Raw genomic sequence first — 22,229 nt, 5'->3', positions numbered from 1 at the left:
CCCACTAAGCGAGAGATTAGGCCGCCGGTGTGAGATGCGCAATACCGTGGTGCATTCGTATTCATGAGCGCGAAACGCGCCCGGAACGGACCCGTCTACGGTGTGTGACCGTAGGGGCCCGAATCAGTTTTCCTGGGCGTTGATCGAAGCAGCGAAGTCACCGGCGACCCTGACCAGCAGCGGTCCGATCCGTTCGCCGGAGTCGGCGGTGATCCTGGCCTCCGGGCCGGACACGGACAGGGCGGCCGCGATGCCGGTGCCGACGACCGGCACGGCCAGGCAGCGGACGCCGATCTCCTGCTCGCCGTTGTCCTCGGCCCACCCCCGGGCGCGGATCAGCTCGAGGTCGGCGAGCAGTGCGTCGAGATCGGTGATGGTGCGATCGGTCAGCGCAGGCATGCCGACCCGCTGCACGATGGCCTTCACCTCGTCGTCGGACAGTTGGGACAGCAGCGCCTTGCCCACTCCGGTGCTGTGCGGCAGAACCCGGCGACCGATCTCGGTGAACATCCGCATCGCGTGCCGCGACGGCACCTGCGCGACGTACACGACCATGTCGGACTCCCGCATGGCCAGGTTCGCCGTTTCGCCGGTGCTGTCCACCAACTCGGCCAGGAACGGATGAGCCGCAGCGCCCAGGGCCCGCCCGGCGTTCTCGCCGAGCCTGATCAGCCGCGGCCCGAGCGCATAACGCCGGGACGGGAGTTGGCGCACGTAGCCGAGTGCCACCAGCGTCTTCAGCAACCGGTGCACAGTAGGCAGTGGCAGGCCGGATTCGGTGGCCAAGGCGCTCACTGTCACCGGGTCGCCGTTGTCGGCGATACGGTCCAGCAATTCGAAGGCGCGGGTGACGGTCTGTACGCCCTGTGGCGGCTGAGCCATAGTGCTGCGCCTCTCCGCCGGCCTTTCCGATGAAGGGATTCCGCTTGTCACTATACGAGAAGTGCAGCAGGAGCTGAGAGACGTCGGACGGACGGGTAACGTCCCCCCAATGATGAGCACCCCGGGCGTGCGGTCGCCGTATCTGTTGCGGGCCGGCCTGGTCCGTAATGTGCAGACCGCGCAACACCTCACCACCTTCGTGGTTTCCGGCGTGTCCACCGTCCTGATCACCCGGTTGATCCTCGGGCTGAGCGGCTATCCGCAGATCGGCGGCAAAGGGCTGCACATCGCGCATGTGCTCCCCGGCGGCCTGCTGATGCTGCTGGCGATCTTCCTGCTGCTCGCGTACGTCGGCCCCGTGGTGCGGCCGGCTGCCGCCCTGATCGGTGGCGTCGGCTTCGGCCTGTTCATCGACGAGGTCGGCAAGTTCGTCACCTCGGACAACAACTACTTCTACCAACCCACCGCGGCGATCGTGTACGTCGTGTTCGTGCTGATCGTGCTCGCCTCGAGGTTCTTCACCACCCGGCGGCCGATCGACCCGCGCGAGCAACTGGCGAACGTGGTCGACCATGCGGTCGAGGGAGTCGCCGGCGGGCTGTCGCGACATCGGCTCACCCAGGCCTGGGAACAACTGTCGCTGGTGCCGCCCGATGTGCCGGGGTGGGCCGAGACCAAGGCCCTGCTGGAGGCCTGTCCTTCAGATGAGGTCGAGCTCATCGCCCCTGTGGATGCGGCCTGGCGGGCCGTGCAGCGGGGATTCGACCGGCTGTCGACCCATCCGTATGCGCCACGGGTGGCTGTCGCAGTACTGGTGGTGCAGGCGATCAGTGCGCCGTTGATCGCGGCCGGCATCAGGTTCGACAACGGGTTGCTGACGAACTTCCCCGTCCTCGGGGTGGCGGCAGGAAGCTTGCTATCGGCAACGTTCACCCTGCGGGGTTGGTTGCGGTTGCGGCGTCAGGACAGGGTTCGCGCCGTGCGCCTGTTCGAGCTTGCCGTCCTGACATCGCTGCTGGTCACCCAGGTCTTCCAGTTCGCCGGCACGCAGTTCGCGGCTGTCGGTGGAATGACGCTGGATCTCGCGCTGCTGGGCGTGCTCGGCGCGGAAAGCGCCCGGCTGCGCAGGGAGGTGAGTCCTGCGGTCGTCACGAAGCCGCAGCTGTGGGGACTGCCGCCAGATCCGGATGCTCCGCGGTTTCCTCAGGATCCGGCGGATCCTGCTTAGCTCTCCGGCCGCCCCAGTTCTCGCTGCCGCCCATTACCAGCGGGCTGAGCGTTGCCAGCAGGTAGAGACCACCCGCGACCAGCAAGGCCGGTGCCAGGCCGATCCCGGCGATAGCGGCACCAGCCAGTACGCCGCCTAGCGGGATACCGGCCCACCCGAGTGCGCCGGCGAGCGAGTCGACCCGGCCGAGCATGTGCCGCGGGATCCGCTCGATGAACAACGCGCCCAGGATCGGGTTGATGAAGCCGGCACCGACACCGCTGGCGGCGAAGGCCAGCAGGATGACCCACAGCGGCAGGTCGAAAGCCAAGGCGATGAACCGGGGCGCACCGCAGACCAGGAAGCTGAGGGTGAACGCCAGCCGTCGGGGGATCCGCTCGCCGATCGATGCTGCGAGCAAGGCGAACACAGTCGCCGTGATGGAGAAGACGGTCAGGATCAGGGTGGTCTGCGCGGGCCCGTGGCCGTGGTCATGGACCCAGACAGGCAGTAGCACCGCGAAGCTCGCCGCGTCGAGCAGGTTGGTCACCGAGATCATCAGCACCAGCGGCCGGATCAGCCGGTCCCGGGACAGGAAGCGCCAGCCTGTCCGCAACTGCTGCAGGTAATTTTCTTGGTCGGCCTCGGCGGCCTGGGCTGCGGCTGCAGCGGCGCTGCGACGAGGCACCCAGACGCGGATCAGTGCGGCGCAGATGGCAAACGATGCGGCGTCGATCCAGAGCGCGTTCGCCGCTCCGACCAAGGAGATCAATCCACCGGCGATCAGGAAGGCGACGAAGCCGGCGAACCGCTCTGTGGTGCTCTCCAGACCAGTCACCCGCTCCAGTGGGACCTTGGCCGCGTCAGCGATGTCCGGGATCAGCGTTCCCTTCGCAGCGTCGCCCGGTCCGCGCAGGGCTCCGGCGACAGCCACCAGGGCGAGCAAGGTGGTGAAGTGCAGCATGCCGAGCAGGTGCAGCAAGGGGATCAGTCCGACCACCACCGTGCTGCCGATGTCGGCGGACACACTGACCAGGCGCCCTCCGAGACGGTCGATCAGCGGGCCGCCGAACGCCTTGGAGACCACCAGCGGCAGCGTCTCGGCCGCCGCGGCCAGCCCCATCTTCACCGGTGATCCCGTGGTGACGAGCACGAACCAGGGAATCGCGATAGCGCTCACTCTGGTACCGCACAGCGACACCACGTTCGCGACCAGAAACGCAACCAGCGGAGCCCGGTACGGCGTACTGGGCGCGGGCGCAGCGGTGGGCGGGTGGCGGCCGGCTGCCGGTGGGGCGGGTGCGGGCTCGGCATCGGGCGTGGCGGTCATCGGGTCTCCCGGGGAAAGGCCTGGATCTGGACGGACACCTGCTCGGCTCCGTCTGCGAGCGGCTCGGACAGGTCCGTGCGGTACTTGTCCAGCACGGCCAGCAACTCGTCCTTCATCGCTGCCAGTTGCGCCGGCGTGAGGTGGAACATGAAGTCCGACAGCAGGCTCGCGTCACGCCACTCCGGCGTCTGGGTCTGCAGCTCGTCGATCGCGCGGAACATGTTCTCGGAGTAGATCTGGCCGATGCCGTGCAGGAAGCCGAGCGCCAGCTCCGGCTCGGTCTCGAGCATCTCGCTGGAGTCGAAGTACGTGCCACGGTGGGCCGACTTCCACCAGCGGTCCCTTGCATTGCCGCGGGCGTCGTCCTCGACCACCAGGCCCGCGTCCGCCAGCTGGCGGAGGTGGTAGCTCGTCGCACCGGTATTCACACCGAGCCGACTGGCCAGCGTGGTGGCGGTGGCGGGGCCGTAGAACCGCAGCAGGCCCAGCATCCGATTCCGCATCGGGTGCGCAAGGGCCCGCAGCTGGGCCCCTTCCAGCGAGACGACGTCCTGATCGGGATCCGGCTTACCCCACGATTTGTCCTGCTCATCGGTCATGGTCCGACCGTACAACCGCAAAGCCGCTTTGCAAAGAGTCTTTGCAAACCAAATGTGCAATCCCCGTGCCACGCGGATATCCACAGGATCGAGATCGGTGGCTGGATCCGGGGCGGATCGCGGCATCTTCTCCGGTGACAGGAAAAGGGACCGGACACGGCCGCGGTGGTCGGGCGGCCCGATGACGAGCTGGAGGTTGACATGGTGCGGGTGACGCTCGAGGACGCGGACTACTGCGATGTCCCGGCCGATCTGATGACGTTCGACGGCGGCGCGGTGGTGTTCTGGCGCGAGGGCGAGGAGGTCGGCCGGCACCGGCAGGTCCGGATCCGCTCGCTGGAGCTGCTGGCGCGATCGACGGGCCGCCGGATCGAGGAGACCAGGAAGACCTACCCGAACGCCTATCGCGGCTGGACCCAGGAAGAGGAGGACAAGCTCACCGACCTGTTCCAGCGCAACGTCGGCAAGGACGTCCTGGTCAAGGAGCTGGGCCGCCAGCCCGGTGGCATCGAGACCCGCCTGCGCATCCTCAACCTGCTGGCAGAAGACGAGAAACTCAGGTGATCGAGTGGGGTGGTGGAGGTTGATCGGCGAGACCGTTTTGTGATGCGGTTGGGCGGTCGGTGACAATAGGGCGGTGCAAGCAGAGTCGGGTCCTCGCGACCACGCGAGCGAAGCGGACGGTGAGTCCGACGCCCGGGAGCAGCTCCGGGCCGCTCTGCTGGCGTCGGAGACGTTCGTCCGGGCGATCGGATCCGGTCGGCGCCGCGGCGCGGAAGCCCCGGAGTACCAGCGGGTCGAGGTGCGCTACGTCGATCTCAAGGGTGGCCGCCACCTCCAGATCACCGAGTACGACGAGCGTCAGGCCCACACGCGGAACGCCCAGGTCGGCCAGGACGTGGAGCGGGCCGTCGAGGGGCTCCTCGCAGTGCCCTATGGGAACTGGCATGTCGAGACGACCACGGAGACGCTGCGCCTGCGGTACACCAAGAAGGGCAAGTCGCTGCTGCACCGGCAGGACGACGCCCGCGAGCAGCACACCGAGCACGACCGGGTGAAGCAGCGCGCGCTCGATCCCGCCGCGCCGTTCCTGATCGAGCTCGGCATCAGCGACCATCTCGGCCGGGTGAAGCCGTCGCGCCAGTCGAAGTACAAGCAGATCGACGAGTTCTGCAAGCAACTCGCTCCGGCACTCGACGAGGCTTTCGCCGCTGGACGGATCGAGTCCGGCCGACCGCTGCAGGTGGTCGACCTCGGCTGCGGGAACGCCTATCTCACGCTGGCGGCGTACCACCTGCTGACCGAGGCAGGGCACGACGTGCGGATGACGGGCATCGACCACAACTCGGCCGCACGGCGGCGGAACACCCGACGGGTGACCGCGCTCGGCTGGCAGCACCACTTGCGGTTCGTCGACGCGACCATCGCGGACGCCGAGCTCGAGACCCGGCCGGACGTCGTGTTGGCGCTGCACGCGTGCGACACGGCGACCGACGATGCCCTCGCCCGGGCGGTCGGCTGGGAGGCGCCGCTGGTGCTCGCGGCACCTTGCTGCCACCACGACATCCAGAAGCAGCTCAAGAGCGTCGAACCACCGCCGCCTTACGCGCTTCTGACCAGGTATGGCATCGTTCGGGAACGGTTCGCCGATGTGCTGACGGATACGTTGCGAGCCGCGGTGTTGCGACAGGTCGGTTACCGGGTAGAGGTGGTGCAGTTCGTGGACAGTGAACACACGCCGCGCAATCTGCTGCTGCGGGCTGCCCGGACCGGGGCGGATGCCGGTGCCGGGGTCCGCGCGGAGTATGAGGCGCTGGTCGGTGAGTGGCAGGTCAAGCCACGGCTGGCGGCGCTGGTCCTTGATCCCGACCGCGAGGCGGTGTTCTGAGCTTGCTACGCAAAGTCCTGACCGTGGCCGCGGTGACCCTGCTCAGTCTGGCGGGCGCCGCGCTGCCGGCTGGTTCGGCGGCCGCGGCCAGTCAGGCAGACCCGCCGCCGACGCCGAAGAAGCTGTTCACGATTCGCGACACGCGGGTCAACGAGTCCTCGGGGCTGGCCAAGAGCCAGAAGTACGAGGGCATCTGGTGGACGGTGAACGACTCCGGTGACACGGCCCGGGTGTTCGGCATCAACGCCAGCGGCAAGGTCAGGATGGTGCTGAGCTTCAAGGCCCCGGTCAAGGATGTCGAGGCGATCGCCGTCGACCGCGACGGCATGATCTACATCGCCGATATCGGCGACAACAAGTCGAACCGGGACATGATCGAGGTCTACACGATCCCGGAGCCGGCGCAGCTGCAGGACGAGCCAAGCGTCAAGTTCCACCGGTACGACTTCAAGTACCCCGACGGTGCGCACGACGCTGAGACTCTGCTGATCGAGCCGGAGACGAAGCAGATGTTTTTCGTGACCAAGGTCGCGAGCGGCAAGGGTGGCTACTACGCGGCGCCCGAGCAGGCGTCGCGCCAGGGCACCAACCAACTGACCAAGCTCGCCGACGCGCCGGCCGGAGTCACCGACGGCACCTTCATGCCGGACGGGCAGCGGGTGGTTCTGCGCAGCTACGTCGACGTTGCCAGCGTCGACTGGGGAACTACGCCGATGCTGGTGGGCCGTGATCCGGCTCCTCTCGCGCAGGGGGAGTCGGTCGCCGTCGGCCCGTCCGGCGACGACCTGTTGATCGGCAGCGAGGGCAAGGGTTCGGTCGTCTACCAGGTCCGGGTCCCGCCGCGGAAGGCGGCGGCGAGTCCGAGCGCCACGGCAACGCCCAAAGCGTCCGCTGGTGACACCAGCCAGACCAAGTCGAACCACAACCTGCGCTGGATCCTGATCGGCGCCGCCCTGTTCGGCTTGATCATCACCGTCGTCACGTTCCCGCCCGGCCGCCGCGAGCGCCTCGACCGGATGGCCGAAAACGCCCGCCTCACCGGTCAAACCCCACCCGACCCCCGAGGCCGCCGCCGCACCACGGTCTAGCTCTACCCTCCCACGGAGAAACCCCCGCACCCGGCTGTTGCTTCCGACGTCTCGTACGTCACGTGGAAAGCAACAGCCGCCGACCGGTGGGTCGGCGGCTGTTGGGGGAGTGCGGCTAGGTCAGCGGAGCTGGTCGACGGTGTAGTCGATGGCCTGGGTGAGCTTCTCGACGTCGTCGGGGTCGACGGCGGGGAACATCGCGACCCGGAGCTGGTTGCGGCCGAGCTTGCGGTACGGCTCGGTGTCGACGATGCCGTTGGCGCGCAGCGTCTTGGCCACCGCGGCTGCGTCGATGGACTCGTCCAGGTCGATCGTGCCGATGACGAGGGAGCGGGCGTCCGCGTCCTCGACGTACGGGGTCGCGTAGTCCGACTTCTCGGCCCAGGTGTAGAGCCGGTTGCTGGAGTCGGTCGTGCGGGCGACGCTCCACTCCAGTCCGCCCTGGCTGTTGATCCAGTCGGTCTGCTCGGCCATCAGGAACAGCGTGGCCAGCGACGGGGTGTTGTAGGTCTGGTTCTTGCTGGAGTTGTCGATCGCGGTCGCCAGGTCCAGGAATGCCGGGATCCAGCGACCGGACGCGGTGATCTCCTCGACCCGGGCCAGCGCGGTCGGCGACAGGATCGCGATCCACAGGCCGCCGTCGGAGGCGAAGCACTTCTGCGGCGCGAAGTAGTACACGTCGGTCTCGTTGAGGTCGACCGGCAGACCGCCCGCGCCGGAGGTGGCGTCGATCGCGACCAATGCGCCCTCGTCGGCACCCTCGACCCGCTTCACCGGCGCCATCACACCGGTGGAGGTCTCGTTGTGCGGCCATGCGTACAGGTCAACGCCGGCTTCCGCGACAGCGACCGGACGGGTGCCCGGGTCGGCCTTGATCACGCTCGGCTCGCCGAGGTGCGGCGCGAGCTGCGCGGCCTTGGCGAACTTGGAGGAGAACTCGCCGAAGCTCAGGTGCTGGCTCTTCTCCCGGATCAGCGCGAAGGTCGCGATGTCCCAGAACGCGGTCGAACCACCGTTGCCGAGCACCACCTGGTAGCCGTCGGGCAGCTGGAACAGGTCGGCCACGCCCTGCTGGACCCGGCCGACCAGGTTCTTCACCGGGGCCTGGCGGTGCGAGGTGCCGAGCAGCTTCGCGCCCTCGGTCGCCAGGGCCGCGACGGCCTCGGGGCGCACCTTGGAAGGACCGGCGCCGAAGCGGCCGTCGGCGGGCTTGAGATCTTCGGGGATAGTGATGTCGCTGGTCACCAGCGGTTCCCTTCGTCGTCTGGCTGAGTGCTTGCCGACGACGCTGTCAGCGCAGTCCAGTGTTCCACACCTCCGACACGCCGCCCGCAGCAGCCCAGAACCCGGGCGGTCTACTCGTGTTTGCGCGTGATGGTGTGTTGGCCGGTCATGACGGCTACTGGGCCGTTGTCCGTGGCGACCCACTCGCCGCAGGCACCGCCACCCTCGGCGACGCCTAGCTCCAGCGGGGTGCCGTCCATCCGCAGTGCCGGGTGGTAGTACTCCGCGACCTGCTCGGCCTCACCCTGGATGTAGTGACCGATCAGCGCGCGGCGAAATCGGTCGGTGGTCACGTTGGGCGCGCTGCCATGCACGAGTGCACCATGGAAGAACAGCACGTCCCCCGGTTCCATCACCACCGGTACTGCGGCGTCAGCCTTAGGCAAGGGCACCGTCACGTCGGTGAAGCTGACCTTCGTGTCGGCCTTCTCCGTGCACAGGATCGGCCACCGATGACTGCCGGGGACAACCTCGAGACAGCCGTTGTCCTGGTCGACGCGGTCCAGCGCCATCCATGCAGCAACACACGTCCCCGGTTCGGCCTTCAGATAGAAGTTGTCCTGGTGCAACGCCTGACCGCGCGACCCCGGCGGCTTGAAGTAGATCATCGTCTGTACTGCGTACGGCGATCTGCCGAGCAAGGTGGTCATCACCTCGTCCAGGCGGTCGTCGATCATCCACTGCAGGGACAGGTCGTCCCACCGATGCATCTGCGCCATCCGCGGATACCGGCGGAGCGGGTCGCGACTGTTCGCCTGTACGCCGACGACGTCGCCCGGGTAGGAACCCCGGCCGCGCAGCTCCATGTAGTGCTCCCGGAGCCGTCCGACCTCCTCCACCCCGAACAGTCCGCGCACCAACGTATAGCCCGCAGTCGCGAACTCGTCCTTGAACGAAACGCTCATCCACAACTCCCGCAGTCGACCCGGCCCGAATCCCGGACAATGCATCTGGCAAGCTAATTCTCCGAGCCGAGCCACCCCGGGAACCACGGAAGATCGGCGCAAGGAGTTGAGCTTTTGACGCATCATCCAAGCCTTGCCGACGGAACCCCGCTCGACCTGCAGCTGCTGTCACCGCCCACGTTCTGGCGCTGCGAGCCGAGCTGGTCCTGGGTCTCGCGGCCGCTTCCCGACTACCTCCTGTGGTGCGTGCTCGACGGAATCGGCCGCCTGGAACTCAACGGCAACAGCCGAGACCTGGGCCCCGGGACCTGTGCCGTCTTCGCTCCCGGTGATGCCCCGACGGCCGGCCACGATCCACGCCGCCGCCTGCTGGTGTTCGGCATGCACTTCGACGTGAACCCCCCAGACCGCGTCGCCACCGCGGACGTCGTACAGCATCAACAGGTGGCACCAGCGGACGTAGTACCGAAGCAGCGGTGGTGCGACCTGCAGGACAGGACTCTCCTCGGAGCCCTCGCCAGGAGCTCCGACTCGGCGTACAGACGAGGTGATCCATTAGGCCGGCGGCAAGCCGCGCTGTGCCTCGAGCAGTTGCTCTGTCTGATCTGGGAAGGCGCGAACAACCCCGGAAAGAGCGCGACCGACGCGGCCGTCGAGGAAGTCGCCCAGGTGATCCGGCAGGACCCTGGCCGGGACTGGAGCGTCAACGAGATGGCCGCGCGAGCTGCGTTGTCCCGGGCTCAGTTCACTCGCCGGTTCGTCGCCCGGCTGGGGATGTCGCCGGCGCAGTACTTGATCCAGGCAAGGATCGACAGAGCACACCAACTGCTCACCGAAACCGGCATGACTGTCACGCAGACAGCCTCGGCACTCGGCTACACCGACGTCCCCTATTTCAGCCGCCAGTACAAGCAACGCACCGGTCGCCCACCCAGCCAAGCCCGCACCAGAGACACCGCCAACCGCTAGTGCCCGCCACCGCGCCAACGATCGACCTTACGTCCGAAGAACCGCGGGGCAGGCCCCCCACCTCTTCGGACGCAAGGATGCGGGGACCGGGATCAGGCCCAGGACGGGTTCCAGCCTTCGACGGAGGTGGCGGGGCGGGTGGCCGGGCCGGAGTAGATCGCGGAGGGGCGGATCAGGCGGCCGGTGCGCTTCTGCTCGAGCACGTGCGCGCTCCAGCCCGCCGTACGCGCGCAGGTGAACATCGAGGTGAACATCGGCGGCGGGACCTCGGCGAAGTCGAGCACGATCGCGGCCCAGAACTCCACGTTCGTCTCGAGGACCCGGTCCGGCCGGCGCTCGCGGAGCTCGGCCAGCGCGGCCTTCTCCAACGCCTCGGCGACCTCGTAGCGGGGTGCGTCCAGCTCACGCGCCGTACGGCGAAGTACGCGGGCGCGCGGGTCTTCCGCCCGGTACACGCGGTGGCCGAATCCCATCAGCCGATCACCGGCGTCGAGCAGTCCCTTGACGTACGCACGGGCGTCACCCGTCTTCTCGACGCCCTCGATCATCGTGAGCACCCGGGCCGGCGCACCACCATGCAGCGGACCGGACATCGCACCGACGGCACCCGACAAGGCCGCGGCCACGTCGGCGCCGGTGGAGGCGATCACCCGGGCGGTGAACGTGGAGGCGTTCATGCCGTGCTCGGCGGCGGAGGTCCAGTAGGCGTCGACCGCCTTGACGTGCTTGGGATCGGGCTCGCCACGCCAGCGGATCATGAACCGCTCGGTGATGGTGGTCGCCTTGTCCACCTCGCGTTGCGGCACCATCGGTTGCCCGATGCCACGAGCCGCCTGGGCGACGTACGAGAGCGCCATCACGGCCGCGCGGGACAGGTCGTCGCGGGCCTGGGTGTCGTCGATGTCGTACAGCGGCCGGAGTCCCCAGGCAGGTGCGAGCATCGCCAGCGCGGACTGCACGTCGACGCGGATGTCGCCGCTGTGCACCGGCAGCGGGAAGGGCTCCGCAGGCGGCAGCCCCGGGGTGAAAGCGCCGTCGACGAGCAGACCCCAGACGTTCTCGAACGGCACCCGGCCGACCAGATCCTCGATGTCGACACCGCGGTAGCGCAGCGCCGAACCCTCTTTGTCCGGCTCAGCGATCTGGGTGTCGAAGGCGACGACTCCCTCGAGACCGTGCTGGACCTCGGTTTTCGGATCTGACATCAGCCGCTGACTCCCTTGTCGTTTGAGGCGCCCAGGAAGCATAGTTCGCCCCCTCGCCACGCGGACAGATCTGTGACCGCTTCGGCGTTTACGCTTCCTGCTGGTGATCGGCGTAAGACGCTGCCGACGTCCGACGTTCCGCAACCAGTGCGGGATGTTCCCGGCTACTGCCAGTCGCAAGGTGACACGTTCCCCCGCTGATCTAGGCTCAGAGCCGTGGATCTAGCAGAGATGCGGCAGACGTACGGGCTCGGGGAGTTGCTCGAGAGCCACGTCGACGCCGACCCGATCAAGCAGTTCGGGCAGTGGCTCGCCCAGGCCACGGAGGCCGGGATCGCCGAGCCGAACGCGATGGTGCTCGCCACCGCCGACGCGGACGGCCGACCGTCGGCGAGAACCGTTCTGCTCAAGGGCCTCGACGACCGCGGGTTCGTCTTCTACACGAACCAGCAGTCCCGCAAGGCCGACGACCTGGCCTCGAACCCGTACTGCGCGCTGGTCTTCCCTTGGCACGCGATGGAACGCCAGGTCCGCATCGAGGGCAGGGCCGAGAAGCTGCCGACCGAAGAAGTCGATGGGTACTTCGCCAGCCGGCCGCGGGGTTCGCAGCTCGGCGCCTGGGCATCCCAGCAGAGTCAGCCGGTGGACAGCCGGGAAGAGCTGGACCTGCAGTACGCGTCGTACGAGCGGCAGTGGCCGGAGGGCACCGAGATCTCGACCCCGTACTTCTGGGGTGGTTACCGCATCCACCCCGAGGCGTTCGAGTTCTGGCAGGGCCGCACCGGCCGGCTCCACGATCGGCTCGCCTACCGCCGCACCGGCTCGTCGTCCTGGGACCTGATCCGGCTCCAGCCCTGAGGCCAGGAGGGCAAAAAAAGAGACCCGTGGGCGCTTCCGGAGACACGACCGGGTGGCCGAGCTCAGGGTCAGGCGGACTTTCCTGACTGCCCACGGGTCCGGTGGCTGGCGTTGAACTGGCCGACCACTTGCCCACTGATTAGTGGTTGGCGGTCAGCCCGCCGCCACCTCACGAGTCCGATAGCAATTCATGCGTTGGACCACCTCCCTTCGCGTGTACTCAAAACCTACGTCGCGAACCGACCACGTTCAACCAGTTTTCGCCGACAGATGAACACGCCGCGGGCGGGTGCGAGGATGTGGGCATGACCGAGAACGGCCAGTACACACCGGGTGAGGCCGCGGCGATCACCGGCCTGAGCCTGGACACTTTGCGGTACTACGAGCGCGAGGCGCTCATCGGCCCGATCAAACGGTTGCCCGGCGGCCGGCGTGTCTTCCACGAGGGCGACATCGCCTGGATCGGCGTGGTGACGTGTCTTCGGGACGCGGGCCTGGGGATCGCCGATCTGCAACGGTTCACCGCGCTGCTTCGCTCGGAGGGCACCCCGGCCTCCCGTGTCGAGTTCCTGCACGAGCGCCGGGCCGCCCTGGTCGAGCACATCGCCCGGATGGACGCGGCGCTGACCGTCCTGGACGACAAGATCGCCTACTACGGTGCCCGTGAGGCGGACGCCGCGGAGACCATCAGATCCTGACCCCGCGCCCGGGTGCGCACACCAGTTCAAGGTCTCGGGCTGTCCTGGGGCCGAAGTGGTCAGGGCTGTGCGCAGAAGGGACGAAAGTGGGCCAGATCGCTGTCCAGTTTGGCGATTCGCCGGAAGCCCCAGGTGTCCACCCCAGGCCGATCCGTCTCACCGAGAACACGAGCCGCCATGTCCTGCAGCGCCCGCGCCAGCAGCGCGTACTCGACGTGATCGATGTCGAGATCCCGAGCACCGTATTCGGACAGGAACGCCTCGGTGTGCTCGCCCTCCGCCGCGATCCAGACGTCGTGCTCTCGAGGACCGAGGACAGCTTGCTCCCAGTCCAGGATGGCCGCGACCTCGCCGCCGGCGAGGATCAGGTTGAAGCCGCCGAAGTCCCGATGGCAGACGACCTGCCGGACGACCTTGGCTCTTGCTCGCTCGATCGCCCGCTCCAACCGCGAGATGGCCTCGGCAACTTCGTCGTGCCGGTGCGCGATCCAGGGGTGATCGAGCCGCTCACGCAACTGCCGGATCTCCGGCTCAGCCATCGTGGCGTGCGGCAGGTCGATGTGATCGAGTTCGTGGACGCGCCGCAGGGCCTGCGCGGTCTGACGCCAATCGTCGCGAGTCGCTGTCCGTCCTCGAACGTAGGGAAAAACGGCGTAGGGCCTGCCATGCCACGTCGCGTAGAGCTCGCCGTCGATGGTCGGGAGCGGTGCCGGCACGGGCAGTCCGGCTGCATGAAGCTCATGGAGGAGGCCCAGCCCAGCCGGCGGCTCCTGCCGCCGCCAGAGCTTGACGAACCAGGCCTCGTCCGCGATCCAGCAGTCACTCTCGAATCCACCAGGATGCGGGTGAAGTCTCGACGCACTGACGCCGTAGTCGCGCAGCAGGTCTGAACCCAGCATCAGATCTTGTCGGCTGGAAATGGAGCCGTGTTCACTGCGACCTCCTCCAAGAGTGCGGCTGCTTCGCACTGCACCGGGTCAGCATGGTACGACGCCCGCGCGACCTGGACGTGGCGAAGTTCCTGGCTGATCAGGCAGACCGTGGCTTACCGCGGCAGAGCCGACGGCGGTGGCGAGCGGGTGAGGTGAGGCGTAGGCCGGAACGACGGGTCAGCGGGTGAGGCGGAGTACGGCGGATTTGCCCGAGACGGCGAGGGCGCTGATGTGGACCTCGTTGTAGGCGACGAACTCGCCGGGCGCCGAGCCGGAACTGGTCTGGCCGCCGAAGCCGGAGTCGCCGTACAGGCCGATGGTCAGGCCTTGGGGGCTGACAGCAACGATGGTGATGGTGGCGAAGCCTTTGGAGGTCTTGATCCGGAACTGGGAGCCGGTGCTGACGAGGACCTCGCAGGACTTCTTCAAGCAGCGGCTGGTGTTCCTGCCGTCCTTGGCCTTCATCGATTGCCCGACCAGAGTCGGCACCCGCGGCGTCGTCCTGGCCGGCGTTGACGTCGGCAGAGCCGTCGGCAGAGCCGTCGGCAGAGCCGTTGGCGTGGGCGAAGTCGGGGTAGGCGTCGGTGTCGAGGCTGCGGGCGGCGGGGAAGAGGCTGCGGCGCCGATGTCGTCAGCGGAACAGCCGACAGTGAGACCGATCAGCCCGACGAGAACCGCGGCTCCGAACGCGCGAAGAGTCACCATGCCACCAAGTCTCACGACTCCCAGGCAGCCGTCATCCCGTCTGTCCTCTTCCTGCCCTCACCCGAACGCGCGCCCATCCCTGCCCCTCACCATCGCCCGGCTGAGTCCGCCCGACCCGATGCCGCGTTCTACGACCGGTGGCGGCTTATTTGGCGCCAGTCCGCGAAAAAGCCGCCAGTCGACCTCACCACTGGCCAGCGGCCGGCCGGGACGGGTTGCCCCGGGCACTCAACGGAGAGGCGGAGGATGGTCAGTTGAAGAGTGCGGGATCGACCAGGACCCAGGTGTGGCGGGCTCGCGCGAGGACTCGGCCGTCGGCGTCGTAGAGGGTGCTTGCGGTGTAGGTCTTGCGACCTTCCTCGCCGAGGACGCGGCCCATCACGACGCAGGCCTCGCCCGCCGGTGGACGGGCGTCGATGCAGGCGCTCATCTGGCCGAGCACCGACGGCCGGCCCTCGAGGTCGATCGCCCAACCGCCCGGGCAATCGAGCGCGGCCCACAGGTAAACGGGATCCACCAACCCGTCATCACCGGTCAGCTCAGCCGCCGGTTGCCAGGAGCATGCGGTCCGTCCGTCGCCGACCGGGCCGGGCTTCAGTCGCAGCCCTTCCGCGTTCGCCGGTCCGCACACGAAGCAGCCCGGAAAGGGATGGTTGACAAGCCCCCGGTACGACGTCTCTGCCGCGCGCGCCTCGTCCGGCCCTACCGGGTCGATCGTGGCGTCGCCCAGGCTGTCCGACGGCACGGTGACCGCCTCGGCGACCGGGTCGCCTGAGTTCCCCAACCGGGCCGAGTCGGTGTCGATGTGTAGGTCCAGGTCGACCTCCATCGGTGGCGGCAACATCAGCCGCACCCGCGGAACGGTGCCCTCGGCGGCAACCGCGGCCAACGCCGTACCGACCTGCCCGGCGACGTAGCCGCCGTTGCCTGACTGTGCCGGTCCTCGAAACCGCGGCGCGATCCGCAGCACCTCTCGCCCACTCATGCCCACCGACCCTAGCTTCATCCAGCCGCCCCAAACCTCCTGCACCTCTGGCCTGCCACCAGCAGGAACCTCCGACTGCAGCCGGTAGGCCGACTGTGACTGTCGGTGATCGCCAAAGCCCCGATCTCCAAGGTCGGACCATGGTCGAGCGGCCAAGGAATCGTCCGCCCACCACCCCTCGGTTGCGCGAGCAAGGCCCTTCCAGGCGGCGCAAACACGGTAAATGACGAGATCTCGCAAGATTGTGTGGATTCTTCGCAGATTTACTGTCCTGACCACTCTCATTCAAACGTCCGTTTGAACTATGCTGACTGCAGGCTACGGCGAGTGAGCAGGTGGGGTGCCTGCGCGAGCAGTAGCCGGGGGGAAGGAGAGCTCTGTGGAAACACCCGTGGAATCAACCCGGGAACGACTGCTCAACATCGCCGAGCAAAGGTTCGGTGAAGGGGGCTATGAAGGAACCTCGCTGCGTGCCATCACGGTGGCCGCAGCCGCCAATATCGCCGCGGTGAACTATCACTTCGGCTCGAAGGAAGCATTGCTGCGGGCGGCGGTCTCCCGCGCGATGGCGCCGGTGAACACCGAGCGCAGACGTCGGCTGGACCAGTTGGAGGCCATCGGGCAACCGACAGCGGAGCAACTCATCCGGGCCTTCATCGAGCCGGGCCTCGATCTCGTACTGCGCCGCGGGGACCGCGGGCCGGTGGTGGCCAGGTTCATCGGCCGGATCGCGTTCGACCCCAGCCAGCGGATCCGCGAGTTGTACGCCGCCGAGTCGGATCCGGTCGAGGCGAGGTATCTCGCCGCCTTGCAGCAGGCGTTGCCGGGGGCCGCGCCGGAGTCGGTCGCCTTCGGGTACGTGAACATGTTGGGACTGCTTGCCCTGCATCAGTCGCTGGCTTTGTCCCCAGTGCCTGGCGCGGACGAGTCGGAGGATCCGGGCAAGCTGGCGGAGAGCCTGATCGCCTTCCTGGTGGCCGCTTTCGACCGCGGCCTGCGCAACTGACCTCGGCCGGATCGACGCCTCGGTGAGGCTGCCGCACGGCGATCCAGCCGTTCCGGTGGTCTCATCAGAGTTGTCCAGAAAATGCTCACGGATGTTCGAACTGCCCGGTAACGCTGCATAATGGCGCTCCGTGGACCCCTGTGAAGTCGTGGTTGCCGTCGATCTCGGTGGAACCCGGATGAAGTGCGGCCTGGTCGCCGCCGATGGTGCTGTGCTGCACCGGGAGACCAGGCCGACACCCCGGGAAGCCGGGGGCCGCGCCGTGCTCGACGCCCTGCTCGAAACCGTCGTCGAACTCGGTCAGAAAGCGGCGGCGGACGGCCATCGCGTGCGCGCGATCGGAGTCGTCGTGCCGGGCATCATCGATGCCGGGACCGGGACCGTCGGCGCGGAGAACCTCGCCTGGGTCGGTACGCCGGTGCTCGCCGAACTGAAGGCAGCCGTTGGCGACGACCAGCCGGTGATCCTCGCCCACGACGTCCGCGCGGGTGGCTACGCCGAGCTTCGCCAGGGCGCTCTCGCCGGCACCACGAACTCGCTCTTCCTTCCGCTGGGCACGGGGATCGCCGCCGCCATGGTGGTCGACGGTTCGCTCGTCTACGGCGACGGGTACGCCGGCGAGCTCGGACACACCCGGTTCGTCCACGGGGATGCGGCCGAGCTCTGCGCCTGCGGCCAATGGGGTTGCCTGGAGACAGTGGCATCCGCCGCCGCGCTGGCGAGGCGATACGGCGTACGGACCGGCAAGGCTGTCGACGGCTCGCGTGAAGTGCTTGAACTGCTGGCCCAAGGTGATCCCGCTGCGGCAGCAGTGTGGGACGACGCGATAGCTGTCCTGGTTGATGCGCTGGTGCTCTACACGACACTCGTCGCGCCGACCCGGATCGCGATCGGTGGCGGTCTGGTGGGGGCCGGTGAAACCCTGCTGGCGCCGCTGCGCGAAGGTGTTTCCAGACGGCTGACGTTCCAGCGTGGGCCGGAGATCGTGGCCGCGGTGCTGGGTGAAGAGGCCGGCTGTCTCGGTGCGGCGCTGATGGCCTGGGATCGCGTCACCGCGGAGGAGAGTGGAGAGCAGACCGTATGACGACGTATCGCGTGGCGCGACTCGTCACGCCGGACGACGTTCTGGAGCACGCCTGGATCCAGGTGGCTGACGGCGACATCCAGTCCTTCGGCCGCCGGTCCGACGGGATGCCCGCGGACGGACAGCGACCGGAGGACCTCGGCGACGTGACGGTCGTCCCCGGGTTCGTTGACATCCACACGCACGGCGGCGGTGGAGCGACGTACTCGACCACGGATCCCGAGGAGGCCCGCAAGGTCGCGGCCTTCCACGCCAGGCACGGGACCACCACGACGATGGCGAGCCTGGTCACGGCGCCACTCGACGACCTCGTCTCGCAGACCGCCTGCCTGGCCGACCTGATCACGGACGGCGTGATCAGAGGCGTGCACCTCGAAGGCCCGTTCCTGTCCGAGGCCCGCTGCGGCGCGCACGAGCCGACCCTGCTGCGCGACCCGGTCGAGGGCGACGTGGCGAAGGTGCTCAGCGACGCAGTGAAGATGGTGACGATCGCGCCCGAGTTGCCGAGCGGCCTCGACGCGATCCGCCAGGTGGTCGACGCCGGGGTGGTCGCGGCGCTCGGGCACACCGACGCGACGTATGAGCAGATGATCGCGGGAGCCGACGCGGGCGCGACCGTGGCGACGCATCTGTTCAACGGGATGCGGCCCTTCCACCACCGCGATCCGGGACCGGTCGGTGCGGCCCTGAACGATCCGCGGTTGCTGCTGGAAGTGATCAACGACGGCATGCATCTCGACCCTCAGGTGGTCAGGGTCGCGCTGGCCGCGGCCGGGGTCAGCAGGATCGCGCTGATCACCGACGCGATGGTCGCGACCGGCATGCCGAACGGTCGGTACCTGCTCGGCAGCCTCGAGGTGGACGTGAAGGACGGGCTCGCGACGCTTGCCCACGGCGCCCACTCGATTGCCGGTAGCACCTTGACGATGGATGTCGCCTTCGCCAACGCGGTGAAGGCGGGGGTCGGTCTCGTCGACGCGTCGCGGATGGCCTCGACCACCCCGGCCCAGACCTTCGGCTGGTACGACGTGGGCGGGATCGAGACCGGTAAGCGGGCCGACCTGGTGGTGCTGGACGAGGAGTACGCCGTCCGCAAGGTGATGCGAGCCGGTTCGTGGCTGGACTGATCGGAACCGTCACCCTCAACTTGGCGCTCGACGTCACGTACCACGTCGACGAGTTCGTGGTCGGCGGCAGCCACCGCGTCACCGAGACTCGTCAACGCGCCGGTGGCAAAGGCGTGAACGTCGCCCGGGTCGCTGCGACGCTGGGACATCAGGTGCTGGCACTGGGATTCGTCGGCGGACTCACCGGCGAGATCGTCGCCGAGGAGCTGTTCGACGCCGGGCTGACCGCGTTGCTGACGCCGATCGCGGGGGAGACCCGCCGTACCGTTGCCATCGTCAACGGTACCGACGGCGACGCGACGATCTTCAACGAGAAGGGCCCGTCGGTCTCGCCGGACGAGTGGCGAGCGTTTCACGATCGGATGCCCTGGGCAAGGTTGGGCGTGCTCGCCTGCTCGGGCAGCCTGCCGCCAGGACTGCCCGCGGATGCCTATGCCGAGCTGGCGGTTCGAGCTCGTCACCACGATGTCCTGTCCGTGATCGATGTCGGCGGCGACGCCTTGCTCGCCGCCGCAAGGGCCGGCGCTGTGGTCCGCTCCAACGCGGCCGAGCTCCGCGACGCACTCAGCGCTGACATCTCTGTCGAAGAAGGCGCACGACAGCTCGTCGATCTCGGTGCCACCGCCGCGGTGACCACCGACGGCCCGCGCGGAATGGTTGCCGCGAGCAAGCTCGGTTCCTGGCGTGCCCTGCCGGTCGAGCAGGTCGCGGGCAACCCGACCGGAGCCGGTGACGCCTGTACTGCGGTCGTTGCCGCGGCTGTCGCGGAATCGCCCAAGCCCGACTGGTCCGAAGTTCTCAAGTCGGCAGTGGCGGCATCAGCCGCGGCCGTGCTGACACCGGTTGCCGGGGACATCGACCTTGCGGCATACCGGCGGTGGCAGCCGCAGGTCGCCGTACAGAGCCTGTAGCGCTTGTAGACAAGGGGATTGGTCATGCCGTTGGTTTCCGGAGCCGAGGTCGTCCTGAGTGCTGCGAAGGCGGGTCGGGGGGTCGGCGCGTTCAACGTGATCCAGCTCGAGCACGCGACCGCGCTCATCGCCGGCGCCGAACAGGTCGGTGCCCCTGTCATCCTCCAGATCAGCGAGAACGCGGTGAAATACCACGGTGCGCTGAAGCCGATCGCCGTCGCCACGCTCGCCGCGGCGGCTGCCTCCGAAGTCCCCGTGGTGGTCCACCTGGATCACGCCATGGATCGCGATCTCGTCACCGAGGCGGTCTCGCTCGGCTTCACCTCGGTGATGTACGACGCGTCCAAACTCGAGTACGCCGACAACGTCGCGGCGACTACCGAGGTCACGAGCTTCTGCCACGACCACGGCGTGTTCGTCGAGGCCGAGATCGGCGAGGTCGGCGGCAAGGACGGCGTGCACGCACCGGGCGCCCGGACCAGGCCGGACGAGGCGGTGGCCTTCGCCGAGGCGACCGGCGTGGACGCACTCGCGGTCGCCGTCGGCTCGTCCCACGCCATGACGGAGCGAACAGCCGAACTCGACTTCGCGTTGATCGCCGAACTGCGGGCCGCCGTACCGGTTCCTCTGGTGCTGCACGGTTCCTCGGGGGTGGCGGACGCGGACCTCACTCGCGCGGTCGAGGCCGGCATGACGAAGGTCAACATCGCGACCCACCTCAACAACGTCTTCACCGCGACCGTCCGCCAGGTCCTCGCCGAGCAGCCGGCCTTGGTGGACACCCGCAAATACCTCGGCCCCGCCCGTACTGCGGTCGCGGCCGAGGTGGCTCGTCTACTGACCCTGCTGAAGGCCTACTAGAGCGAGGAACCGCCGCGGATCCAGCCGGTTCTTCCCGCGCCCGCTGGGCATGCTCGAGGCCCGTCGGGAGATGCTTGCGTTGTGGGCGGACCTGCTGCCCGAGGCTCCTAAGGATGTGGTCGCCGATGCCGAGCAGAAGATCACTGTGGCGATGGCTGCCGGTGACTGAGCGCAGCATCAGCCCCCAGCCGGCGTTGGCCCGCCGGCTTGGAGTCGGCGACGCGGCGGTGATCGGGCTGGGCTCCATGGTTGGCGCCGGCGTCTTCGCCGTCTGGGCCCCGGCTGCTCGGGCCGCGGGTGCACTTGTCCTGCTCTCGCTGGTCATCGCGGCATTCGTCGCGTACTGCAACGCGGTTGCCTCCGCGCAGCTCGCTGCCGTCTACCCGGTCTCGGGTGGCACCTATGCGTACGGCCGGGAACGTCTCGGCCCCTGGTGGGGATATGCGGCCGGCTGCGCCTTCGTGCTCGGCAAGACCGCATCCTGCGCTGCCATGGCGCTCACCTTCGCCACGTACGCAGTACCGGGGCATGAGTGGGCGCAACGGTTGACCGCGCTTGCTGCAGTACTCGCACTGACAGCGGTCAACTATCGCGGCGTCACCAGGACCGCCGCACTGACCCGCGTGCTCGTCGGCTGCACTCTTCTCGTGCTGGCCATCGTCGTCGCGGTGCTACTGATCTCACCAGCCGCGGACCACGTCACGAACTGGTCGACCAGCACCAACCCCTACGGCGTACTACAGGCCGCTGGTCTGCTTTTCTTCGCGTTCGCGGGATATGCGCGGATCGCCACCATGGGGGAGGAGGTCCGTGACCCCGCACGCACCATCCCGCGCGCCATCCTGATCGCGCTCTTCGTTGCGGTAGGCATCTATCTGTTGGTCGGTGTGAGCTTGCTGCTGGCGCTTGGCCCCGACCGGATCGCGGCGTCGTCCGCTCCACTGGCGACAGCGGTCGAGGCGGTCGGCGCCGCCTGGGCCCAGCCGATCGTCAGGGTGGGAGCAGCGCTGGCGAGTCTCGGTGCGCTGCTGGCGCTGATCGCCGGGATCGGGCGGACGTCCCTGGCGATGGCCCGCACACGCGATCTGCCGCGCTGGCTGGCCGCGGTTCATCCACGGTTCCAGGTGCCGCATCATGCCGAACTCGCGTTGGCCGTCGTGGTCGGAGTCCTGGTGCTGACGACCGACCTGCGCGGCGTGATCGGCTTCTCGTCGTTCGGTGTCCTGCTGTACTACGCGATCGCGAACGCCGCGGCGTTCACCCAGCCGGCCGAGCAACGTCGCTGGCCGCGATTCGTCAACGTCCTAGGGCTGGCCGGTTGTCTCGTGCTGGCGGTCACCTTGCCGCTGACCTCGGCCGTGACCTGTGCGGTGCTGCTCGGTCTGGCGATGCTCGCCCGGCTGCTGGTTCGTCGCCGGGCGAGCACTGCCTAGTACGAGAGCCGTAGTTCGTGATGATGCCTTTCGGCACGGGGCCGTGGAGGGCTGGGTGGGGTGCGGCCCTGACCAAGAGTGGGGACCTGGGACAGGTAGTGGGGGCCTGGGACAGGTCGTGGGGGACGGGGCCTGGGACAGGTCGTGGGGACGGGACCTGTGACAGGTAGTCGGGACGGGACCTGGGACAGGTAGTGGGGGCCTGGGACAGGTAGTCGGGACGGGACCTGGGACAGGTAGTGGGGGCCTGGGACAGGTAGTCGGGGCCTTGA

At 68.2% G+C, this 22,229-nt stretch carries 22 protein-coding genes; 13 read left to right on the top strand and 9 right to left on the bottom strand.

Annotated elements, in window-relative coordinates; all coding sequences use genetic code 11:
- Positions 1-123: 123 nt before the first annotated feature.
- The gene (locus ABD210_RS09840; RefSeq protein ID WP_344110693.1) at positions 124-882 is read right to left on the bottom strand and encodes an IclR family transcriptional regulator; all 759 of its coding nucleotides are present in this window, start codon (positions 880-882) and stop codon (positions 124-126) included.
- 109 nt (positions 883-991) lie between these two features.
- Between ABD210_RS09840 and ABD210_RS09835 the strand changes: the two genes are divergently transcribed.
- Positions 992-2,110 (top strand): hypothetical protein, encoded by a 1,119-nt coding sequence (locus ABD210_RS09835; RefSeq protein ID WP_344110691.1) that lies wholly within the window; start codon positions 992-994, stop codon positions 2,108-2,110.
- Here the strand turns inward: ABD210_RS09835 and ABD210_RS09830 are convergent.
- Entirely contained in the window at positions 2,031-3,419 is a 1,389-nt protein-coding gene (locus tag ABD210_RS09830; RefSeq protein WP_344110690.1) for an MFS transporter, read from the bottom strand. The two genes, ABD210_RS09835 and ABD210_RS09830, sit on opposite strands and share 80 nt — an antisense overlap.
- Positions 3,416-4,018 (bottom strand): ArsR/SmtB family transcription factor, encoded by a 603-nt coding sequence (locus ABD210_RS09825; RefSeq protein WP_344110688.1) that lies wholly within the window; start codon positions 4,016-4,018, stop codon positions 3,416-3,418. The genes ABD210_RS09830 and ABD210_RS09825 overlap by 4 nt, the downstream gene beginning before the upstream one ends.
- A 201-nt stretch (positions 4,019-4,219) precedes the next feature.
- On the opposite strand from ABD210_RS09825, the gene ABD210_RS09820 reads away from it, so the two are divergent.
- The 3 genes from ABD210_RS09820 (at position 4,220) to ABD210_RS09810 (ending at position 6,994) form a co-directional block, all read left to right on the top strand.
- Positions 4,220-4,582, top strand: a complete 363-nt coding sequence (locus ABD210_RS09820; protein WP_344110686.1) for a hypothetical protein — start codon at positions 4,220-4,222, stop codon at positions 4,580-4,582.
- A gap of 73 nt (positions 4,583-4,655) precedes the next feature.
- Positions 4,656-5,906, top strand: a complete 1,251-nt coding sequence (locus tag ABD210_RS09815; RefSeq protein ID WP_344110685.1) for a class I SAM-dependent methyltransferase — start codon at positions 4,656-4,658, stop codon at positions 5,904-5,906.
- Positions 5,907-5,929: 23 nt separating this feature from the next.
- On the top strand, positions 5,930-6,994 hold the full coding sequence (locus ABD210_RS09810) for a hypothetical protein (protein WP_344110683.1): 1,065 nt from the start codon (positions 5,930-5,932) through the stop codon (positions 6,992-6,994).
- A 120-nt stretch (positions 6,995-7,114) separates the two neighbouring features.
- On the opposite strand, the gene serC is transcribed toward ABD210_RS09810, so the two are convergent.
- Positions 7,115-8,239 (bottom strand): phosphoserine transaminase, encoded by a 1,125-nt coding sequence (serC, locus tag ABD210_RS09805; RefSeq protein ID WP_344110682.1) that lies wholly within the window; start codon positions 8,237-8,239, stop codon positions 7,115-7,117.
- Between the two features lie 110 nt (positions 8,240-8,349).
- Positions 8,350-9,183: a phytanoyl-CoA dioxygenase family protein gene (locus ABD210_RS09800; RefSeq protein WP_344110681.1), complete on the bottom strand. Its 834-nt coding sequence runs from the start codon at positions 9,181-9,183 to the stop codon at positions 8,350-8,352.
- Positions 9,184-9,297: 114 nt separating this feature from the next.
- On the opposite strand from ABD210_RS09800, the gene ABD210_RS09795 reads away from it, so the two are divergent.
- Positions 9,298-10,152, top strand: coding sequence for a helix-turn-helix domain-containing protein (locus ABD210_RS09795; protein WP_344110680.1), 855 nt, complete (start codon positions 9,298-9,300; stop codon positions 10,150-10,152).
- Positions 10,153-10,244: 92 nt separating this feature from the next.
- Here the strand turns inward: ABD210_RS09795 and ABD210_RS09790 are convergent, their stop codons facing one another.
- Entirely contained in the window at positions 10,245-11,357 is a 1,113-nt protein-coding gene (locus ABD210_RS09790; RefSeq protein ID WP_344110679.1) for a citrate synthase 2, read from the bottom strand.
- A gap of 231 nt (positions 11,358-11,588) precedes the next feature.
- Between ABD210_RS09790 and pdxH the strand changes: the two genes are divergently transcribed.
- Entirely contained in the window at positions 11,589-12,215 is a 627-nt protein-coding gene (gene pdxH / locus ABD210_RS09785; RefSeq protein WP_344112032.1) for a pyridoxamine 5'-phosphate oxidase, read from the top strand.
- A 305-nt stretch (positions 12,216-12,520) separates the two neighbouring features.
- A complete protein-coding gene (locus ABD210_RS09780; protein WP_344110678.1) occupies positions 12,521-12,913 on the top strand; it encodes a MerR family transcriptional regulator in 393 nt (130 codons plus the stop codon).
- Between the two features lie 59 nt (positions 12,914-12,972).
- Here the strand turns inward: ABD210_RS09780 and ABD210_RS09775 are convergent, their stop codons facing one another.
- The 3 genes from ABD210_RS09775 to ABD210_RS09765 form a co-directional block, all read right to left on the bottom strand.
- The gene (locus tag ABD210_RS09775; protein WP_344110677.1) at positions 12,973-13,812 is read right to left on the bottom strand and encodes a phosphotransferase enzyme family protein; all 840 of its coding nucleotides are present in this window, start codon (positions 13,810-13,812) and stop codon (positions 12,973-12,975) included.
- Between the two features lie 210 nt (positions 13,813-14,022).
- A complete protein-coding gene (locus ABD210_RS09770; protein ID WP_344110675.1) occupies positions 14,023-14,550 on the bottom strand; it encodes a hypothetical protein in 528 nt (175 codons plus the stop codon).
- A 250-nt stretch (positions 14,551-14,800) separates the two neighbouring features.
- A complete protein-coding gene (locus ABD210_RS09765) occupies positions 14,801-15,535 on the bottom strand; it encodes a PaaI family thioesterase (RefSeq protein ID WP_344110673.1) in 735 nt (244 codons plus the stop codon).
- Positions 15,536-15,914: 379 nt separating this feature from the next.
- Here ABD210_RS09765 and ABD210_RS09760 point away from each other — a divergent pair, with 379 nt between their 5' ends.
- The 6 genes from ABD210_RS09760 to ABD210_RS09735 all read left to right on the top strand — a co-directional run bounded on the left by ABD210_RS09760 (position 15,915) and on the right by ABD210_RS09735 (position 21,957).
- Positions 15,915-16,541 (top strand): TetR/AcrR family transcriptional regulator, encoded by a 627-nt coding sequence (locus tag ABD210_RS09760; protein ID WP_344110671.1) that lies wholly within the window; start codon positions 15,915-15,917, stop codon positions 16,539-16,541.
- Between the two features lie 130 nt (positions 16,542-16,671).
- Positions 16,672-17,625, top strand: coding sequence for an ROK family protein (locus ABD210_RS09755; protein WP_344110670.1), 954 nt, complete (start codon positions 16,672-16,674; stop codon positions 17,623-17,625).
- Positions 17,622-18,752 carry an N-acetylglucosamine-6-phosphate deacetylase gene (nagA, locus tag ABD210_RS09750; RefSeq protein ID WP_344110668.1) on the top strand — a complete coding sequence of 377 codons (1,131 nt, stop codon included), beginning with the start codon at positions 17,622-17,624 and terminating at the stop codon, positions 18,750-18,752. The genes ABD210_RS09755 and nagA overlap by 4 nt, the downstream gene beginning before the upstream one ends.
- Positions 18,740-19,663, top strand: coding sequence for a 1-phosphofructokinase family hexose kinase (locus ABD210_RS09745; protein ID WP_344110666.1), 924 nt, complete (start codon positions 18,740-18,742; stop codon positions 19,661-19,663). Before nagA ends, ABD210_RS09745 begins: the two co-directional genes overlap by 13 nt.
- Before the next feature lie 24 nt (positions 19,664-19,687).
- Positions 19,688-20,524, top strand: coding sequence for a class II fructose-bisphosphate aldolase (locus tag ABD210_RS09740; protein ID WP_344110665.1), 837 nt, complete (start codon positions 19,688-19,690; stop codon positions 20,522-20,524).
- A gap of 161 nt (positions 20,525-20,685) precedes the next feature.
- Complete coding sequence (locus ABD210_RS09735; protein WP_344110664.1) at positions 20,686-21,957, top strand: APC family permease; 1,272 nt, start codon at positions 20,686-20,688, stop codon at positions 21,955-21,957.
- Positions 21,958-22,229 lie beyond the last annotated feature (272 nt).

The sequence above is a fragment of the Kribbella alba genome (assembly GCF_039529635.1).
In the GTDB taxonomy this organism is placed as follows: Bacteria; Actinomycetota; Actinomycetes; order Propionibacteriales; family Kribbellaceae; genus Kribbella; species Kribbella alba.
The sequence above is the reverse complement of the archived record's forward strand: the minus strand, read 5'-3'. Positions and strand labels throughout refer to the sequence as shown.

What these genes read in the sequence shown, in the direction of transcription:
- ABD210_RS09770 (WP_344110675.1), bottom strand. Translation starts at nt 14,550, where the DNA reads ATGGTGACTCTTCGCGCGTTCGGAGCCGCGGTTCTCGTCGGGCTGATC.
- ABD210_RS09835 (WP_344110691.1), top strand. Translation starts at nt 992, where the DNA reads ATGATGAGCACCCCGGGCGTGCGGTCGCCGTATCTGTTGCGGGCCGGC.
- ABD210_RS09820 (WP_344110686.1), top strand. Translation starts at nt 4,220, where the DNA reads ATGGTGCGGGTGACGCTCGAGGACGCGGACTACTGCGATGTCCCGGCC.
- ABD210_RS09830 (WP_344110690.1), bottom strand. Translation starts at nt 3,419, where the DNA reads ATGACCGCCACGCCCGATGCCGAGCCCGCACCCGCCCCACCGGCAGCC.
- pdxH (WP_344112032.1), top strand. Translation starts at nt 11,589, where the DNA reads ATGCGGCAGACGTACGGGCTCGGGGAGTTGCTCGAGAGCCACGTCGAC.
- ABD210_RS09765 (WP_344110673.1), bottom strand. Translation starts at nt 15,535, where the DNA reads ATGAGTGGGCGAGAGGTGCTGCGGATCGCGCCGCGGTTTCGAGGACCG.
- ABD210_RS09840 (WP_344110693.1), bottom strand. Translation starts at nt 882, where the DNA reads ATGGCTCAGCCGCCACAGGGCGTACAGACCGTCACCCGCGCCTTCGAA.
- ABD210_RS09775 (WP_344110677.1), bottom strand. Translation starts at nt 13,812, where the DNA reads ATGCTGGGTTCAGACCTGCTGCGCGACTACGGCGTCAGTGCGTCGAGA.
- ABD210_RS09790 (WP_344110679.1), bottom strand. Translation starts at nt 11,357, where the DNA reads ATGTCAGATCCGAAAACCGAGGTCCAGCACGGTCTCGAGGGAGTCGTC.
- ABD210_RS09780 (WP_344110678.1), top strand. Translation starts at nt 12,521, where the DNA reads ATGACCGAGAACGGCCAGTACACACCGGGTGAGGCCGCGGCGATCACC.
- ABD210_RS09800 (WP_344110681.1), bottom strand. Translation starts at nt 9,183, where the DNA reads ATGAGCGTTTCGTTCAAGGACGAGTTCGCGACTGCGGGCTATACGTTG.
- ABD210_RS09825 (WP_344110688.1), bottom strand. Translation starts at nt 4,018, where the DNA reads ATGACCGATGAGCAGGACAAATCGTGGGGTAAGCCGGATCCCGATCAG.
- ABD210_RS09740 (WP_344110665.1), top strand. Translation starts at nt 19,688, where the DNA reads ATGCCGTTGGTTTCCGGAGCCGAGGTCGTCCTGAGTGCTGCGAAGGCG.
- nagA (WP_344110668.1), top strand. Translation starts at nt 17,622, where the DNA reads ATGACGACGTATCGCGTGGCGCGACTCGTCACGCCGGACGACGTTCTG.